The organism is Actinokineospora lacus (assembly GCF_053813445.1).
Genome location: NZ_JBQERA010000004.1, coordinates 442,126 through 459,539 on the forward strand (window position 1 = coordinate 442,126; position 17,414 = coordinate 459,539).

Annotated in this window: 14 protein-coding genes and 1 tRNA gene; 3 read left to right on the forward strand and 12 right to left on the reverse strand. The window is 72.2% G+C overall.

The window, feature by feature from the left end; genetic code table 11:
• Nucleotides 1-115 precede the first annotated feature (115 nt).
• From ACTG9Q_RS12900 to ACTG9Q_RS12910, 3 genes are all read right to left on the reverse strand, one after another.
• A complete protein-coding gene (locus ACTG9Q_RS12900) occupies nucleotides 116-1,714 on the reverse strand; it encodes a SelB domain-containing protein (protein ID WP_455572962.1) in 1,599 nt (532 codons plus the stop codon).
• Nucleotides 1,705-2,985, reverse strand: a complete 1,281-nt coding sequence (gene selA, locus ACTG9Q_RS12905; protein ID WP_455572963.1) for an L-seryl-tRNA(Sec) selenium transferase — start codon at nucleotides 2,983-2,985, stop codon at nucleotides 1,705-1,707. The genes ACTG9Q_RS12900 and selA overlap by 10 nt, the downstream gene beginning before the upstream one ends.
• A 15-nt stretch (nucleotides 2,986-3,000) precedes the next feature.
• A tRNA-Sec gene (locus ACTG9Q_RS12910) sits at nucleotides 3,001-3,095 on the reverse strand.
• Between the two features lie 34 nt (nucleotides 3,096-3,129).
• Between ACTG9Q_RS12910 and selD the strand changes: the two genes are divergently transcribed.
• Nucleotides 3,130-4,107 carry a selenide, water dikinase SelD gene (selD, locus tag ACTG9Q_RS12915; RefSeq protein WP_455572964.1) on the forward strand — a complete coding sequence of 326 codons (978 nt, stop codon included), beginning with the start codon at nucleotides 3,130-3,132 and terminating at the stop codon, nucleotides 4,105-4,107.
• Between the two features lie 123 nt (nucleotides 4,108-4,230).
• On the opposite strand, the gene ACTG9Q_RS12920 is transcribed toward selD, so the two are convergent.
• The 5 genes from ACTG9Q_RS12920 to ACTG9Q_RS12940 form a co-directional block, all read right to left on the reverse strand.
• Nucleotides 4,231-4,419: a hypothetical protein gene (locus ACTG9Q_RS12920; protein WP_455572965.1), complete on the reverse strand. Its 189-nt coding sequence runs from the start codon at nucleotides 4,417-4,419 to the stop codon at nucleotides 4,231-4,233.
• Nucleotides 4,420-5,053: 634 nt separating this feature from the next.
• Nucleotides 5,054-6,445, reverse strand: coding sequence for a rhamnulokinase (locus ACTG9Q_RS12925; protein WP_455572966.1), 1,392 nt, complete (start codon nucleotides 6,443-6,445; stop codon nucleotides 5,054-5,056).
• Nucleotides 6,442-8,463 (reverse strand): bifunctional aldolase/short-chain dehydrogenase, encoded by a 2,022-nt coding sequence (locus tag ACTG9Q_RS12930; RefSeq protein ID WP_455572967.1) that lies wholly within the window; start codon nucleotides 8,461-8,463, stop codon nucleotides 6,442-6,444. The genes ACTG9Q_RS12925 and ACTG9Q_RS12930 overlap by 4 nt, the downstream gene beginning before the upstream one ends.
• 98 nt (nucleotides 8,464-8,561) lie before the next feature.
• On the reverse strand, nucleotides 8,562-9,725 hold the full coding sequence (gene rhaI, locus ACTG9Q_RS12935) for an L-rhamnose isomerase (protein WP_455572968.1): 1,164 nt from the start codon (nucleotides 9,723-9,725) through the stop codon (nucleotides 8,562-8,564).
• Nucleotides 9,722-10,084, reverse strand: a complete 363-nt coding sequence (locus tag ACTG9Q_RS12940; RefSeq protein ID WP_455572969.1) for an L-rhamnose mutarotase — start codon at nucleotides 10,082-10,084, stop codon at nucleotides 9,722-9,724. The genes rhaI and ACTG9Q_RS12940 overlap by 4 nt, the downstream gene beginning before the upstream one ends.
• A 215-nt stretch (nucleotides 10,085-10,299) precedes the next feature.
• On the opposite strand from ACTG9Q_RS12940, the gene ACTG9Q_RS12945 reads away from it, so the two are divergent.
• Nucleotides 10,300-11,304: a LacI family DNA-binding transcriptional regulator gene (locus tag ACTG9Q_RS12945; RefSeq protein ID WP_455572970.1), complete on the forward strand. Its 1,005-nt coding sequence runs from the start codon at nucleotides 10,300-10,302 to the stop codon at nucleotides 11,302-11,304.
• A gap of 29 nt (nucleotides 11,305-11,333) precedes the next feature.
• Here the strand turns inward: ACTG9Q_RS12945 and ACTG9Q_RS12950 are convergent, their stop codons facing one another.
• Genes ACTG9Q_RS12950 through ACTG9Q_RS12965 form a run of 4 tightly spaced genes read right to left on the reverse strand, consistent with a single transcriptional unit; the run spans nucleotide 11,334 to nucleotide 14,917 of the window.
• Nucleotides 11,334-11,891 (reverse strand): hypothetical protein, encoded by a 558-nt coding sequence (locus ACTG9Q_RS12950; protein WP_455572971.1) that lies wholly within the window; start codon nucleotides 11,889-11,891, stop codon nucleotides 11,334-11,336.
• On the reverse strand, nucleotides 11,888-12,712 hold the full coding sequence (locus ACTG9Q_RS12955) for a carbohydrate ABC transporter permease (RefSeq protein ID WP_455572972.1): 825 nt from the start codon (nucleotides 12,710-12,712) through the stop codon (nucleotides 11,888-11,890). Before ACTG9Q_RS12955 ends, ACTG9Q_RS12950 begins: the two co-directional genes overlap by 4 nt.
• Nucleotides 12,709-13,668: a carbohydrate ABC transporter permease gene (locus ACTG9Q_RS12960; protein WP_455572973.1), complete on the reverse strand. Its 960-nt coding sequence runs from the start codon at nucleotides 13,666-13,668 to the stop codon at nucleotides 12,709-12,711. The genes ACTG9Q_RS12955 and ACTG9Q_RS12960 overlap by 4 nt, the downstream gene beginning before the upstream one ends.
• A 1-nt stretch (nucleotide 13,669) precedes the next feature.
• Nucleotides 13,670-14,917, reverse strand: a complete 1,248-nt coding sequence (locus ACTG9Q_RS12965; protein ID WP_455572974.1) for an ABC transporter substrate-binding protein — start codon at nucleotides 14,915-14,917, stop codon at nucleotides 13,670-13,672.
• A gap of 215 nt (nucleotides 14,918-15,132) precedes the next feature.
• Between ACTG9Q_RS12965 and ACTG9Q_RS12970 the strand changes: the two genes are divergently transcribed.
• Entirely contained in the window at nucleotides 15,133-17,391 is a 2,259-nt protein-coding gene (locus ACTG9Q_RS12970) for a rhamnogalacturonan lyase (protein ID WP_455572975.1), read from the forward strand.
• Nucleotides 17,392-17,414 lie beyond the last annotated feature (23 nt).

Sequence of the window (17,414 nt, forward strand, 5' to 3'; positions counted from 1 at the left end):
CCCGCCGCGCCGGGTTGGTACCTGCTGACCGGATCGGAGTGCTCTAGGAGAAAATATGACGCGCCAGGTCCCGGCGATAGCGCCCATTCGGCGGCTCTGCCGGATGGGCCGGGCGCTATCGGAGCCTGCGGGTGTTGTCGGACAGCCGGGTGGTGACGCCCGTGCGGTCGAGGAGTTCCAGCAGCGGCACCACGACCCGCCGGGTCGTGCCCAGCGCCTGCCTGGCCTGACTCGTCGTGAAGGGCTGCGCCAAGCGCGAAAGCCGCTCCGGGGCCAGGTCGACCGCGTCGGGCAGCAGCACGACGCCCCCGGTCAGCTTCACCAACCGTCCCACCCGGACGGCAGCGGCCACTTCCCGCGCTCCCAGGCCAAGTTCGCCCAACCTCGCCGCGTCCGGGGCGTGGAACGGCGTGGCCCGCAGATCGGAGGCCAGCGCCGCCAACGCCGTCTCCAGCGGGGCTGGCAGTCCACTGGGGACACCGCCCGCGGCGGAAACCAGCGGCGCCACCAGTTCCGCGGCGGGCAGCTTGAGCTTGCGCCGCAACGTCTCGGCGGGCAGGCCGGTCCCCAGCGGGTGCTCGCGGCGCCACGCCGCCAGCTCCGCGCCCATCCGGGACACCAGGGAACGCCAGGTGTCCTCGTCGGTGTGCCAGTCGGCGACCACGGGCGCGCCCGCGCGTCCCAGCGCCTTCTGCTGCGCGGTGCGGTGGAAGGGCGCGCCACCCAGGCGATCGAGGTCGACGACGGTCGCGCCGACGATCGCGTGGCTGCCGGGATTCCTGACCAGCACCCGATCGCCGACGCGCAGGGGCAGTTCGCGGTCCAGCACGAGCCTGCTGGCGCCGCCCGCGAGGGGGTGGGCGCGGGCGGGCACCGCGGCCGATCCGATGTGCACCACCGCCTGCCTGGGCAGACCGCCCGCGGTGACGTCCACGACGCGCGCGGGCCACCACGCGCCGGGGGTCACCAACGCGTCGCCGCGGCCGACGGCCCGCCGGTCGACCCCCCGCAGGTTGACCGCCACCCGGGCGACGGCCCCCACCTCGCCACGGGCGCGGCCCAGCGCCTGCAGGCCGCGCACCCGCACCCGCTCGCCGTTGAGGACCAGTTCGTCACCGGTGCGCAGGACGCCCGCCTGGAGCGTGCCCGTCACCACGGTGCCCGCGCCCGCGACGGTGAAGGAGCGGTCGACCCACAGGCGGACGTCGGCGGCCGGGTCGGGCTCGGGGAGCCCGGCGAGCAGGTCCGCCACGGCCGCGCGCACCCCGTCGACGCCGTCGTTCGCGACCACCCAGGGCACCCGCCCCAACGACGTCCGGGCGATCCGGTCGCGCGCTTGCCGCAGCGTCGGCGCGGGATCGGCGAGGTCGGCCCGCGTGATGACGAGCAGTCCGTGCTCCACGCCGAGCGCGTCCAAGGCCGCCAGGTGCTCCTCGGCCTGCGGCATCCACGGCGCGTCGGCCGCCACCGCGAACAGCACCGCGGGCGCCGGACCCACCCCGGCGAGCATGTTCGGCACGAACCGCTCGTGCCCCGGCACGTCCACGAACGCGACCTCGCCGCCGCGCGGGAGCCGCGTCCACGCGAAGCCCAGGTCGATGGTGAGCCCCCGCAGCCGCTCCTGCTCCCAGCGGTCCGGCTCCATCCCGGTGAGCAGGCGCACCAGCGTCGACTTGCCGTGGTCCACGTGGCCCGCGGTGGCGATCACGTGCACCGCAGCACAGCCTCCGCCAAGCACTCCTCGTCGGCCGCGGCGACGGCGCGCAGGTCGAGGAGGCACCTGCCGCGCTCGACCCGGCCGACCACCGGCGTCGGCCCGGCGCGCAGCGCCGCCGCGTACCGCTCGGGCAGGCTCACCGCCGCGCTCGGCAGCTCGACCCCGGGCGCCCCTCCCCCGCCCACGACCGAGGTGGACGCGACGGCGCGCGCGTCGACGCCCCGCCCCGCCAGGAGTTCGGCGAGCGCACGCGCCCTGCGGAGCAAGTCGCCCTCCGCCGCGGCCAACGCCTGCGCGACCGGGGTGCGCGGCCCGCGCAGCGTGGCCTCCAGCGCGGCCAGCGTGAGCTTGTCGACGCGCAGCGCCCGCGCGGCCGGGTGCCTGCGCAGCCGTTCCACCAGGTCCGCATCGCCCAGCAGCAGCCCGGCCTGCGGGCCCCCGAGCAACTTGTCCGCGCTCGCGGTCACCAGTGCCGCGCCCGCCCGCAGCGCGGTGGCGGCGTCCGGCTCGTCGGGCAGCAGCGGGTGCGGGGTGAGCAGGCCGGAGCCGATGTCAACCACCAGCGGCGCGGGCAGGCTCGCCAGCGCCCCGACGCCCGGCGTCGAGGCGAACCCGGTGACCAGGAAGTTCGACGGGTGCACCTTGAGCACGAACCCGGTGTCCTGGCCGATCGCGTCGGCGTAGTCGCGCAGGCTCGTGCGGTTCGTCGTGCCCACCTCGCGCAGCCGCGCGCCCGTCGAGCGCAGCAGGTCCGGGATGCGGAAGCCGTCGCCGATCTCCACCAGTTCGCCGCGGCTGATCACGATTTCCCGCCCGGTGGCCATGACCAGGGCGCACAGCAGGAGCGCCGCCGCGTTGTTGTTCACCACGTGCGCGCCGCCCGCGTCGGGCACCGCCGCGCCGAGGGCGTCCAACGCCCCCTGCCCGCGCCGCCGCCGCGCGCCGGTCGCCAGGTCGAACTCCACGTCCGTGGTGCCCGCCGCCGCCAGGAGCGCGGCTCTGGCCGCCTCGGACAGCGGCGCGCGGCCGAGGTTGGTGTGCACCACCACGCCGGTGGCGTTGAGCACCGGCCGGGGGCCTGTTTCCAACGCGGCCAGCGTCTGCTCGACCACCCGCTCCGGCGCGATCAGGCCGTCCCTGACCCGTTGCTGCGCGTCGCGCGCGGCGGCCTTGACCGCGTCCCGCCCACGGGCGCGCACCGCGTCGCGCAGCCGGGGGTCGGCGAGCACGGCGTCGGTGCGGGGGACGAGCCTGCGGGGGTCGGTCACCGGGCCTGCCTGCCGTGGCGGAGGCGGACGGGAATCGAACCCGCCAGCGACAGCGACTGTCGCTCAACGGTTTTGAAGACCGAGCCGGCCACCAGGCCGGGCACGCCTCCTCGCGGCATGATCGGATAGTGCCACACTGGCGCGGTGACCCACCGGCTGACCCAGTACGCGCACGGCGGTGGCTGTGCCTGCAAGATCCCGCCGGGCGAACTGGAACGGATCGTGACCGGCCTGGCGACACCGCGCGACCCGTACGGCGAGCTGATCGTGGGCCTGGACACCGGTGACGACGCGGCGGTGGTCGGCATCGGGCAGGACACAGCGCTGGTCGCCACCGCCGACTTCATCACCCCCGTCGTCGACGACCCGTACGACTGGGGCCGCGTCGCCGCCGCCAACGCCCTGTCGGACGTCTACGCCATGGGCGGGCGGCCGGTCGTCGCCCTCAACCTGCTCGGCTGGCCCCGGGACGCGCTGCCGCTGGACTTGGCCGCCGAGGTCCTGCGCGGCGGCGCGGACGTGGCCGCCTCGGCCGGGTGCCACGTGGCAGGCGGTCACAGCGTGGACGACCGAGAACCGAAATACGGCCTGGCAGTCACGGGTGTAGTCGATCCGCGCCGGATCATGCGCAACTCCTCAGGACGCCCCGGCGTCCCCCTGTCATTGACCAAACCACTGGGACTGGGCGTCCTGAACACCCGCCACAAGGCAACCGGCGAGTCCTTCCCCCACGCCGTAGAGGCAATGACAACCCTGAACCGCGACGCCGCCGCGGCCGCGGTCGCGGCGGGAATCACCTGCGCCACCGACATCACCGGCTTCGGCCTCCTGGGCCACCTCCACAAACTAGCCCGCGCGAGCGGGGTAACCGCCGTCCTGGACTCCACGGCCATCCCCTACCTCGACGGCGCCCGCGAAGCACTACGCGACGGCCACGTCAGCGGCGGCACCCGCCGAAACCTGGACTGGGTAACCCCACACGTGCAAATCAATTCCCAGGACGCCCTACTCCTGGCAGACGCCCAAACCTCCGGCGGCCTACTCCTGGCAGGCGAAATCCCCGGAGCCCCCATCATCGGCGAACTCATCCCACGCCGCGACCACACCGTCATCGTCCGCTGATCTCCCGCACCAGCGGCCAATGGGCACTTGGCGGGCGCCTGCGGAGATCACCAGGCAGCTCGGCAACAAGCGAAGGTCTGACCGCCGCCCCTCACCTAGCCCTGCCATCGCACCTGTCCTGACTCACCGGCCGCGCCCGAACTGCCAAGCCCTCCGCCACCACGGCCGGCTGTGAGGAAGCGCGCGGTTATCGGCACTGTCCTCGGACTCGTCTGGAGAGCCGCCGAACACGGCGCCGATCAAAGTCTTGATCACTTCCTCGGTGACCACGTTCGACGGACCGCCATCCTGCTCGATCTGCCTCTCGAACACACGGACCAACCGGCCCTGGTACTGCGCCTTGATCTCCTCCGGATCGTTCGGCCATTGGTGGCGGACGTACCAAAGGAGCGCGCGAGCAGCCGCCCACGCAGGGAGAGCTCAGAAGGGCGCGCCTGATTCCATCAGACGGAGAAAGAGCTGCTCCACGGGTCGGCTCCAACCGACTCGAAGAAGACCAATGTCCCTGGCGGGCCCACGGCCCGACCGAACTCGCTGATCGCGGCGACCAAGCCGGTCAACCGCTACAGCCGTGAGCTGGCGAGACCTTGCGTCAGGTGAGCCAAGCCAGCGCTATCGCGGACTGATGCGGCGGCATGTCCCGCGGCGTCGCCCCCCAGGACCAGACAAGCTCGCAAGCAGTCGGCGGGCCGATGGAAGAGGTATGTGATCAGCGCGAGCACGAGCCGGGTGGACGCCCAGCCGTGCACTGCGCCGCGCCGCCTCCGCGCGGTGGCGCGGCGCTGCCGACGCCGTTCCGGTGCGCTGGCTGCCATGACGCGAGGGTATCGCACGCTCGTAAGACGAGGCCGCCGACGCTCGGCGCGCATGTCAACACGCTGGTTCACATCGCGCGAGGGCGTAGCGACGATGTCTTGGGTGGCGCGGGTTTCGGCGCAGGTCGACCTCATACGGTCCGTTGTGGGGTGAATCGCAGGAGTTTGGTTGTTTGGGTTATCAGGTGGCGTAGGGTTTCCAGGTTTCCGGTTAGGGCGCCTGCTGTGCGGGCTTGTACCAGGATGTTGCCGATTGCCGTGGCTTCCGCTGGGCCCGCGAGCACGGGTCGGCCGGTGCGGTTGGCGGTGGCTTGGCACAGCAGGTGGTTGTGGGCGCCGCCGCCGACGAGGTGGATCAGTCGGATTGGCTTGCGTGACAACGACTCGGCCTGGTCGATGGCGTTGGCGAAGGCTTGGGCCAGGCTTTCCACGATCGCGCGGACCAGGGCGGGGCGGGTGGGGGGTGCGGCGCGGCCCGCTTCCTCGTACCAGCGGCGGATGCGGGTGGGCATGTCCCCCGGTGGCAGGAACACCGGGTCCTGGACGTCGAACACCGACGTGGGGGCCTGCGCCGCGGCGGCCAGTAGCCCTTCCAGTGGCTCGTTCCAGGTTTGGACGCACTGGTCGAGCAGCCACAGGCCCATGACGTTGGTCAGGAAGCGGACCCGACCGTCCACTCCGGTCTCGTTGGTGAAGTTCGCGGCGCGCGCGGCCGCGGTGAGCACCGGCTGCTCCAACTCGACCCCGACCAGACCCCAGGTGCCGCTGCAGATGTACGCGGCGTCGTCGGTGTGGATGGGCACGCCAACGACGGCCGAGGCGGTGTCGTGCGACCCCACGGCGGTCACCAGCAGGTCCCGCTGTCCGACGGCGTCGGCCACCTCGGGGAGCACCGGGCCGACCACGGCGCCGGGGTCGACCAGCGGGCCGAACACCCCGCCCGGCAGGGCGAGCCGTTCGATGAGCGGAAAGTCCCACTCTCCGGTCCGGATGTCGAGCAGGCCGGTGGTGGAGGCGTTCGTGCGCTCGGTGACGGCACGGCCGGTGAGCCAGTACCCGAGCAGGTCCGGCACGAGCAGCAGCCGCTGCGCCTCGGCGCACCACGGGTCGGCGGCCAGCTGGTACAGCGTGGTGAACGGCAGGAACTGCAGGCCGTTGCGCGCGTGCAGCTCCTCGAACGGCACCGCCGCGTGCGCCGCGGCCACACCGTTGGCGCTCCGGGGGTCGCGGTAGTGGTACGGCAGGCCGAGCAGCCTGCCGTCCTTGAGCAGCCCGTAGTCCACGGCCCACGAGTCCACGGCGACGCCCGCCAGCCTGCCCGCCCGCCGGACCGCGCCCCCCAGGCCGTCCAGCGCTGCCCGGTAGAGCCCGACGATGTCCCAGTGCAGCCCGTCGGGCAGGCGGACGGGCTCGTTGGCGAAGCGGGCGACCACCTCCACCCGCAGCAGGCCGGGCCCGGCCTCGCCGAGCACGACCCGCCCGCTGGACGCGCCGAGGTCGACCGCGGCGACGACCGCGCTCATCGCAGGAACGCCCCCGCCACCCCCGCGTCCACGGGCACGTGCAGGCCGGTGGTGTGCGTGAGGTCCGGGCCGACGAGGGCGTACGCGGCGTTGGCCACGTGTTCGGGCAGCACCTCCCGCTTGAGCAGCGTCCGCTGGGCGTAGAACGCGCCCAGCTCCTCCTCGGGCACCCCGTAGACGGCGGCCCGGTTCGCGCCCCAGCCGCCCGCGAAGATCCCGGAGCCGCGCACCACGCCGTCGGGGTTGATGCCGTTGACCCGGACGCCGTGCTCGCCCAGCTCGACGGCCAGCAGCCGCACCTGGTGGGCCTGGTCGGCCTTGGCCGCGGAGTAGGCGATGTTGTTCGGGCCCGCGAAGACGGAGTTCTTGCTGCAGATGTAGAGGATGTCGCCGCCGAGGCGCTGCTCGATGAGCACCTTCGCCGCGGCGCGCGAGACCAGGAACGAGCCCTTGGCCATCACCTCGTGCTGGCGGTCCCAGTCGTCGGCGGTGGTCTCCAGCAGCGGCCTGGACAGCGACAGCCCGGCGTTGTTGACCACCAGGTCCAGGCCGCCGAAGGCGAGCAGCGCCTCCCGGACGGCCGCGTCCACCTGGTCCTCGTCGCCCACGTCGACCCGCACGCCGAGCGCGGTGTCGCTCCCCCCGATCTCGGCGGCCGCGGACCGCGCCTTCTCCAGGTCGAGGTCGGCGACGACCACGCACGCGCCCTCGGCCGCCAGCCTGGTGGCGATCGCCCTGCCGATGCCCGACGCGGCCCCGGTGACCAGCGCGACGCGGGTGGCCAGGGGCCTGGGCCGGGGCAGGCGGGCGAGCTTGGCCTCCTCCAGCGCCCAGTACTCGATGCGGAACTTCTCCGATTCGGAGATGGGCGCGTACGTCGAGAGGCCCTCGGCCCCGCGCATCACGTTGATCGCGTTGACGTAGAACTCGCCCGCGACGCGCGCGGTCTGCTTGTCCTTGCCGAAGCTGAACATGCCGACCCCTGGCACCAGCACGATCGCCGGGTCCGCGCCGCGCATGGGCGGGGAGTCCGCGGTGGCGTGGCGGTCGTAGTACGCCTGGTAGTCCTCGCGGTAGCCCTTGTGCAGTTCGCGCAGCCGGGCCGCGCACTCCGCCACGGACGCCGTCGCGGGCAGGTCGAGCACCAGCGGCGCGACCTTGGTGCGGAGGAAGTGGTCGGGGCAGCTCGTGCCCAGCGCGGCCAGCCTGGGGTGCTCGGCGCGGGCAAGGAAGTCCAGGACCGGGTCGGAGTCGGTGAAGTGGCCGACCACCGGTGTGTCCCGCGACGCGATGGACCGGATGACGGGGACGAGCGCGGCGGCCTTGGCGCGCCGCTCGGCCTCCGGCAGCGCGGTGTGGCCGTCCAGCACCGGGCCGAACGGCTCGGGCCCGCTGTGCTCGGCGATGTGGGCGGCGGCGGTCTCGATGATCCACAGCGAGTGGCGCTCGGCCTGCTCGCTGGTGTCGCCCCACGCGGTGATCCCGTGGCCGCCGAGGACGCACCCGACGGCCTCCGGGTGGGCGGCCTTGACCGCGGCGATGTCCATGCCCAGTTGGAAGCCCGGCCTGCGCCACGGCACCCACACGATCTTGCCGCCGAAGATCTCCTCGGTCAGGGCGGGCCCGTCGGCGGCGGTGGCGATGGCGATCCCGGCGTCGGGGTGCAGGTGGTCGACGTGGGCCGCGTCGACCAGGCCGTGCATGGCCGTGTCGATCGATGGCGCCGCCCCGCCCTTGCCATGCAGGCAGTAATCGAACGCGGCGACCATCTCGTCCTCGTGCTCCACCCCCTGGTAGACCTCGGTCAGCGCGCGCAGCCGGTCCAGCCGCAGCACGGCCAGCCCGGATTCGGTGAGGGTGCCCAGGTCGCCGCCGGAGCCCTTGACCCACAGCAGCTCGACCGGCCCGCCGGTCACCGGGTCGGTCCCGATGCCCTTGGCCGAGGTGTTCCCACCGGCGTAGTTGGTGTTCCTCGGGTCGGCACCCAGCCGGTTGGACCGGCCGATCAGCGCGTCCATACCGCCTCCCCGGACGTGTCCCTGGTGGTCGCGTCGAGTCGGAACCCCCCGGCTCGCGGCCGGGGGCCTCTGAGCACTGCCTGAGCCAGGCGGTGTCATCAGCTCCACCCCGCTTGGGTGCCGCCGACGCGGTCGGCCTCGATCCGCTGCTGGTAGCCGCTGGCGAGGTAGGCGGCCATCGGGTCGGCGGGCAGGCCGCGGCTCTGGCGCCAGTCCGCCAGCTCGGCGCGGACGTCGGTGTAGAAGGCGTCCATGAAGACCTGGTTGGCCAGCAGGACGTCGCCCGAGCGGCGGGCGGCGGCGAGGGCGTCGGTGTCGATGAGCAGGGCCCTGGCCAGCATCTCCTGGACGTTGAGCACGGAGCGGATCTGGCCGGGGATCTTCTTCTCGATGTTGTGGCACTGGTCGAGCATCAGCGCCACGCAGGCGTCCGGCCCGTAGCCACCGCCGCGCACGACCTCGGCGAGGATGCGGAACAGCTGGAACGGGTCGGCCGCGCCGACGATCAGGTCGTCGTCGGCGTAGAAGCGGCTGTTGAAGTCGAACGACCCCAGCTTCCCCAGGCGCAGCAGCTGGGCGACGATGAACTCGATGTTGGTGCCCGGCGCGTGGTGGCCGATGTCCAGGCACACCATCGCGCGCTCCCCCAGGGCGAGGCAGTGCGCGTACGCGGTGCCCCAGTCGGGGACGTCGGTGTGGTAGAAGGCGGGCTCGAAGAACTTGTACTCCAGGACCAGCCGCTGCTCGCCGCTCAGCGCGGCGTGGATCTCGGCGAGACCTTCGGCCAGCCAGTCCTGCCGGGCGCGCAGGTCGGCCTGGCCGGGGTAGTTGGAGCCGTCGGCCAGCCAGATCTTCAGATCCCGGGAACCGGTCTCCCCCATCACCTCGACGCAGTGCAGGTTGTGCAGCACCGCCTTCTTCCGGACCTCCGGGTCGGCGTGGGTGAGGCTGCCGAGCTGGTAGTCCTCGTGCTGGAAGGTGTTGGAGTTGATCGTGCCGATGCGCACGCCCAGGTCCTCGGCGTGGCGGCGCAGGTCGGCGAGGTCGTCGACGAAGTCCCACGGGATGTGCAGCGCCACGCTCGGCGCCAGGCCGGTGAAGCGGTGCACCGCCGCGGCGTCGGCGATCTTCTCGTGGACGGACCTGGGCGTGCCCGGGGAGCCGAACACCTTGAACCGGGTGCCGGAGTTGCCGTAGGCCCAGGAGGGGACTTCGATCGCCAGGGCGGTGAGTCGCTCGGCGATGTCGTCGAAGGTTGTCACGATGCGTCGACCTCGTCGTGGTTGAGGGCCGTGAGCTGGTCTTCCAGGTGGAAGACCTCGCGCAGCCGGAGGAAACCGGTGTCGGGGCTGGTGTCGCCGAGGTCGGCGAAGAACTCGGCCATCTCCGCCTGCCAGCGCGCGTTGACCTCCTCCGCGGCCATCCCGGCCTGGGCGTCGGCCAGCGATGGCGTCTCGAAGTAGCCGATCAGGAGCCCGTCCTCGCGCAGGAACAGGGAGTAGTTGTGCCAGCCTGCGCGGGCCAGGGCGCGCAGCAGGTCCGGCCACACCCTGGTGTGCCGCTCGACGTACTCGGCGATGCGGTCCGGTTTGACCTGCAGCTGGAAGCAGACTCGCACCATGGGCCTCCTCAAGCAGCGCGTGGACGGTCTGGTTCGCGCGGTCGTCACGTCTCTAATGAAAGCTTTCAATCATTAGCCCGTCGCTAGCGTAGGACGGGCACAATCCGAGGGTCAAGAACCCGTTGGGATCAATGACATCGCGCAAGTGCTAGCCTCCTGTAACCTTTCAAATCCGCAGGGAGGCAGCTGTGCCGCGCAATGCGAAAGGACCGTCCGTGGTGGACGTCGCCACCGCGGCGGGCGTGTCGCTCGGCACGGTATCGAACGTCCTCAACCGGCCCGGCCTGGTGGCCCCGGCCACCCGCGCGCGCGTCGAGCAGGCGATCGAGCGACTGGGCTTCGTCCGCAACGAGTCGGCCCGCCAGCTGCGGGCCGGGGCCAGCCGAGCCCTGGCCTACGTGATGCTCGATGCCAAGAACCCGTTCTTCACCGACGTCGCCGAGGGCATGGAAGCCGCTGCCGAGGCCGCCGGGCTGGCGCTGTTCCTGTGCAACAGCGCCAACCGCGTCGACCGCGAGGACGCCTACCTCGCCCGGCTGCGCGAGCAGCGCGTGCAGGGCGTCATGGTCACCCCGGTCGACGCCGACCGGGCGACCCTGCTCGCAGGCGCCGGCGACCCGTCCACTCCTGTCGTCCTGGTCGACCGCACCCCCTCGACCGACGCCGACACCTGCTGCGCCGTCGCCGTGGACGACGTCTGCGGCGGCATGTTGGGCGTCGAGCACCTCGCCGACCTGGGCCACGAGCGCATCGCGTTCATCGGCGGCCCGGACAGCATCGGCCAGGTCCGCGACCGCTTGGCGGGCGCCAGGCAGGCCTGGGCCGCCGCAGGGCGCCCGCCGTGGGCGCTGACCCACCTGCGCACCGGGGGCCTCACCTTCGCCGAGGGCCGGGCGGCGGGCGAACGCCTCGCGGGCCTGCCCGCCTCCCGCAGGCCCACCGCCGTCTTCTGCGCCAACGACCTGCTCGCCCTCGGCGTCCTCCAGCACGCCACCACCACGGGCCGCGCCGTCGCCTCGGACCTGGCGATAGTCGGCTACGACGACATCGACTTCGCCGCCGCGGCTGCCGTCCCCCTCACCTCGGTCCGCCAGCCCCGCCACGAGTTGGGCAGGCGCGCCGCCGAACTCCTGATCGACGAGTCCGCCAACCCCGAGCACGTCCACCAGCGCATCGTCTTCACCCCCGAACTGATCGCCCGCGCCTCGACCCTGGGGTGACCGCTGCCGGGGGAAGCGGTCCGGTCGCGTCACCTCCCGCGCTCCACGGCCACGGCGGCGAAGACCAGCAGACCCGGCAGCACCACGGCGAACGCGGGCGCCTGCACGACCACCAGCCCGGCCACGACCACGGCCGCCACCAGCGACACCGTGCCCAGCCAGTGCCCCGGGGCCACCAGGACCGCCCACCGGGCACCCGGCCGCCACCGGGCCGCCGCGCGCAGCGACACGGCCACCAAGGCGGCCAAGGCCAGTCCCAGCGCGGGGCCGAGCACCGTCGCGCCCGGCAGCCCGCCGAGCAGCGCCAGGAGGTCCAGCGCGGCGACCGCCACCACCACGAGCGGGACGGCCCACGTGACCGGATCGCGCAGCGCCCGCCCCAGGAGGAGGGCGAACCGCCGCACGGTCGGCGTGTGCCCGTCGTCGACCAGTTCGCGCAGCAGCGCCGCCCCGGCCGCCGCCGCGCCCCATGACGTGACGACCGGCAGGGACGCCAGCGACACCAGGACCCCGACGAACAGCACCTCGGCCACGAGGGCGACGTGCCGCACCCCTGTACTCGTGCCTGGGCTCATCCGCGCGCTCACCCCTTCACCCCCGACGTCGACACGCCGTCCACCAGGAATCGCTGGAACGCCAGGAAGAACAACCCGATCGGCAGCAGCGCCAGCACCGACATCGCGAACATCGGCCCGTACGCCGACTGGGTGGACTGGTCGATGAAGATCTGCAGCGCCAGCGGCAGGGTGAACTTCTCCGGGTCGTTGAGGTAGATCAGCTGGCTGAAGAAGTCGTTCCACGTCCAGATGAACGTGAAGATCGCCGTGGTGATCAGGGCGGGCCGCAGCAGCGGCAGGATCACGTGCCGGAACGTCCCGACCGGGCCACAGCCGTCCAGCGTCGCCGCCTCGTCCAGCTCGCGCGGCAGGGTCCGGATGAACTGCACCATCAGGAAGATGAAGAACGCGTCGGTGGCGAGGAACTTCGGCAGCACCAGCGGCCAGAACGTGTTGACCATCCCCAGTTCCTGGAAGATGACGTACTGCGGGATCAGCACGACGTGCTGCGGCAGCATGATCGTCAGCATCATGAAGCCGAACATCGGCCCCCGGCCGCGGAAGTGCAGGCGCGCGAAGGCGTAGGCCGCCAGGGAGCACGACGCCACGTTGGCGAGCACCGCGCCGCACGAGATCAGCAGAGAGTTGCCGAAGTAGTGCCACACCCCGAACCCGCCGACGCCGTCGAAGACCTGCGCGTAGTTCTCGCCGGTGGCTTGCTCGGGCAGCAGCGCGAGGCTGGACAGCACCTCCTCGGCGGGTTTGAACGACGTGGACACCAGCCACGCCACGGGATAGAGCAGCAGCGCCAGGACGCCGAGCACGAGGACGTGCCACAGGACGCGCTTCACCGGCCGTCCTCCCCCGCGTAGAACACCCAGCCTCGCGCGCTGCGGAACAACAGGGCGGTGATGAGCGCGACGACCACGAGCAGCACCCACGCCATCGCCGACGCGTAGCCCATGCGGAAGTCGGTGAAACCGCGCTGGTACAGGTACAGCGTGTAGAGCAGCGTCGAGTCGCTCGGCCCGCCGCGCCCGCCGCTGACCACGAACGCCCCGGTGAACGCCTGGAACGCGTGGATGGTCTCCAGCACGAGGTTGAACAGGATGACCGGCGTCAGCATGGGCAGCGTGACGCTGGTGAACCGGCGCACCGGCCCCGCGCCGTCCATCTGGGCCGCCTCGTAGAGCTCCTTGGGCACCTGCTTGAGCCCCGCCAGGAACACCACCATCGGCGCGCCGAACTGCCACGCCGCCAGGGCGACCAGGGTCAGCAGCGCGTACTGCGGCTGGTCCACCCACCCGCCGATGTCCAGGCCGACGGCCGACAGCACCCGGTCCACCGTGCCGTCGGTGGAGAACATCGCCCGCCACACCAGCGCCAGGCTCACGCTCGCACCGAGCAGCGACGGCGCGTAGAACGCCGAGCGGTACAGGCCCACGCCGGTCCAGGCGCGCGTGAGCAGCATGGCCACGGCCAGCGCCAGCACCAGCTTGAGCGGCACCGAGATCGCCACGTACCGCGCGGTGACCCCGGCCGCGTGCCAGAACCGCTCGTCGCCGGTGAGCATCGTGGCGTAGTTGTCGACCCCGACCCACCGCGGAGCGCTGAAGAGGTCGTAGTCGGTGAACGACAGGTACAGCGACGCGACCATCGGCCCGATGGTCAGCAGCGTCGCGCCGATGATCCACGGCGACAGGAACAGGTACGCCGCGCCCTGGCCCCGCCGCGCGCGGCGGCGCGCGGCGGGAACCGGTGGTGGGGCGGTCTCCGCCGCCGGTCGGCTCAGGACGGGGCGCGCCATGTCATGACCCGAGCGACTGCTGGGCGTCCTGCACCACGCGCCGCGCGGCGTCCCCGACGCTCACGCGCTGGAAGATCACGTCGTCGTAGGTGCGCTGGAAGTCCCGCTTGATCGCCGAGGAACCGGTGGGCCACGCCGCGAACGCGGGTCCCATCTTGTCCTTCTGGTTGCTCTGGTGGTCGCACACCAGCTTGCTGGCGCCCTCGGCCGCACCGCAGATCTGGGCGCGGATCTCCTCGTTCGGCGGGACACCGCGCGAGGCGCCGAGGACGCGGCCCGCGTCGGGGTCGTTGAGCAGGAAGTCGAGCAGCTTCACCGCGGCCTCCTTGTTCTCCGAGCGCTGGGACACCGCGAAGGACACCGGGGGCAGTGCCGCCATCCCGGACTCGGCCACGTCGCTGGGCAGCGGCGCGGTCTTGATGCCGGGCCCGTAGGAGGAGAAGTAGCCGGTGAGCCCGGAGTCGTAGCCGACCTCGGAGGCGGCCTGCTTGGTCACCAGCCCGGAGTTCTGCAGGCCGCCGTCCTGCTTGGTGGTCACCTCCGGCCCGGTGACGCCCTTCGTGGGCCGCATCGCCCCGATCATGCTCCAGTACCGCTCCAGGTCGGCGGCCTCGAAGCCCAGCCCGCCGTCGGCGGTGTAGAGGTCCTTGCCGTTCTGCCGCAGCCACACCTCGAACCAGTCGATGGCCCAGCCGAAGTCGGTGGTGCCCGCCACCGAGCCCGCGGCGCCGATCTTGGCCATGGCGTCGGCGAACTGCGCCCAGGTCCAGCTCTGGCCCGCCTCCGTGGGCGCGGTGACGCCCGCCGCCTCGAACAGCGCGGGTTCGAGCACGATCATCTCGGTGGTCTGGCCCGCCGCGACGGCGTACTGCTTGCCGTCGACCTTGCCCCCGGCGAGGAGGTTCGGGCTGATCTTGTCCAGCCGCAGGGACGCGCCCGCGTACTCGCCCAGGTCCGCCAGGACGTTGCGGCCCGCGTACTCGCCGAGCGTGGCGCGGTCGAGCTGCAGCAGGTCCGGCGCGGCCCCGCCCGCGACCTGGGTGGAGAGCTTCTGGAAGTACGGGTCGTAGCCGCTGTACTCGGTCTCCACCTTGATGTCGGGGTTGCGCTTCTGGAACTCGTCGACCGCCGCCCTGGTCACCGCGGCTCTGTCCTCGTTGCCCCACCACACGAACCGCAGCGTCACCGGTCCGCCCGCGGAGTCTCCGCAGCCGGACAGCGCCGCGATCGCTGACAGCAGCGCGGCCAAGGCGCCGCAGGACCCTCGGCGAGACCGTCCTCGACTCATCGCCCACCTCTCATTGAATCGATTCAAGCCGCGATAGTGGCGTGAGCCAGGTCACCGCGTCAAGGTTTTAGTAAGCGATCATGTCCTAGACCCATCACAACATGACCGGTCTTGCACTTCGGGTTGAAACGCTTCATTGTGTAGCGGCACAGGGACCGGCGACCGGAAGGACCACCGTGGGTCTTCAGCGCAGAGCACTGTCCGTGGCGCTCGCCGCGGCACTCGTCCTGGCCGTTCCCGCGCACGCCGGGGACGCCGGACGGCACCCGACGGGGCTGGAACGCCTCGACCGCGGCCTGGTCGCGATGCGCACCGACAGCGGTGTCCACCTGAGCTGGCGGCTGCTCGGCCACGAGGTCACCGGGTCGACCCCGACCGGCATGGCGGGCCCCGACTTCGCCGTGTACCGCGACGGGAAGCGGATCGCCGTGGTCACCGACAGCACCAACCACCTCGACGTCGGCGCCCCCGCGGACGCCGAGTACCGGGTGGTGCCCGTCGTGCGCGGCAGGGAGGTCGGCCTCAGGGAGGTCGGCCGCGGCACGGCGGTGACGCCGTGGGCCACGCCGTACCACGACCTGCCGCTGCGCAAGCCCGCCGATGGCGTGACCCCGGCGGGCGAGACCTACACCTACTCGGCCAACGACGTCAGCGTCGGCGACGTGGACGGCGACGGTGCCTACGAGTACGTCGTGAAGTGGGACCCGTCCAACTCCAAGGACGTCTCGCAGGTCGGCTACACCGGACCGGTGTACGTCGACACCTACCGGTTCGACGGCACCCTGCTGCACCGCGTCGACCTGGGCGTCAACATCCGCGCCGGGGCGCACTACACCCAGTTCCTGGTCTACGACTTCGATGGCGACGGCCGCGCGGAGATCATGCTCAAGACCGCGCCCGGCACGAAGGTCGTCGACCGCCATGGCAGGGAGCGCCACATCCGGATGCCGCGCGAGGACGTGCGGGCGGGCTTCTCCCACGGCGACGACTACCGCCTGAGCCCGCAGGCGTACCACCAGCGGCTCACGCGGGTCTTCCAGGACTGGCACCGGCACCCGGAGGTGGTGGCGGGTCGCTGGCCCGCGACGCTGGAGCAGGCGTTCGGCATCGCGCCACGCCACTCCTACCCACTGTCCGAACAAGACGCCACGGCGCTGGTCGACCACTTCATGGACGTCTACGCGCCGAGCCGCAGCGCCCGCAACAACCTCAGGGCGTTCGCCGGGTTCATCGTGGACGGACCGGAGTACCTGACGGTGTTCGACGGGGCGACCGGCCGCGAGCTGCACACGACCCACTACAAGCCGGGCAGGCACGACGACGGGCTCATGTGGGGCGACTACGCGATGGCGCGCGTCGAACCGGGCAACCGCGTCGACCGGTTCCTCGCGGGCGTGGCCCACCTCGACGGCAAGCGCCCCTCCGCCGTCTTCGCCCGCGGCTACTACACCCGCTCGACCCTGGTCGCCTACGACTGGGACGGCAAGCGGCTGCGCCAGCGGTGGTACGTCGACAGCGGCTGGGTGCCGATGAGCAACCCGTTCAACGACAACCCGCACAACCGCGACGGCGCCGATCCGCGTTACGGCTCCCTGGCCACGCAGGGCGCCCACTCCCTCAGCGCCGCCGACGTGGACGGCGACGGCAGGCACGAGATCGTCTACGGCGGCGCGACCATCGACGACGATGGCACCCTGCGCTACAGCTCCTCGGCCGTCCTGCCACCGGGCAGCGCCAACCCCGGCGCCCGCGAACGCCTCGGCCACGGCGACGCGCTGCACGTCACCGACATCGACCCCGCGCGGCCGGGGCTGGAGATCCACATGGTGCACGAGGGCGCCCGCAACGCGCCCTTCGGCCACACGCTTCGGGACGCGGCGACCGGCGAGGTGCTCCACGGCGCCTACACCGGCGTCGACACCGGTCGCGGCATGGTGGGCGACGTGCGGCCCGACGTGCCGGGGCTGGAGACGTGGGCGTCGCTCCCGGGCGGCGCGGGGGCGGCGGGCCTGTGGAGCGCCGACGGCAGGCCGCTGGACACCCGGATTCCCGGCACGAACATGAGCATCCGCTGGGCTGGGGACCTGACCACCCAGATCGTCAACGGCGCGACCCCCACCGTGGACGACTGGCTGCGCGGCCGGATGCTGACGACCGAGGGCACGCTCACCAACAACGGCACCAAGGGAAACCCGTCCCTCGTCGCCGACGTGCTGGGCGACTGGCGGGAGGAATTGTTGGTGCGCACGGAGGACAGCTCGGCGCTGCGCATTCACGTGAGCACCGAGCCGACCGGCCACAAGATGTACACGCTGATGCACGACAGGCAGTACCGGGCCGAGGTCGCCCGGCAGCAGACCGCCTACAACCAGCCGACCTACCCCGGCTTCCACTTCGGCTCGGACATGGACTGGGCCAAGGTCCCGCTGCCGTGACCCGGGACCCCGCTTGAGGTCAC

Coding starts and splice junctions, on each gene's coding strand:
- ACTG9Q_RS12940 (WP_455572969.1), bottom strand. CDS start 10,084: ATGGTGCGAGTCTGCTTCCAGCTGCAGGTCAAACCGGACCGCATCGCC.
- ACTG9Q_RS12960 (WP_455572973.1), bottom strand. CDS start 13,668: ATGGCGCGCCCCGTCCTGAGCCGACCGGCGGCGGAGACCGCCCCACCA.
- ACTG9Q_RS12930 (WP_455572967.1), bottom strand. CDS start 8,463: ATGGACGCGCTGATCGGCCGGTCCAACCGGCTGGGTGCCGACCCGAGG.
- ACTG9Q_RS12925 (WP_455572966.1), bottom strand. CDS start 6,445: ATGAGCGCGGTCGTCGCCGCGGTCGACCTCGGCGCGTCCAGCGGGCGG.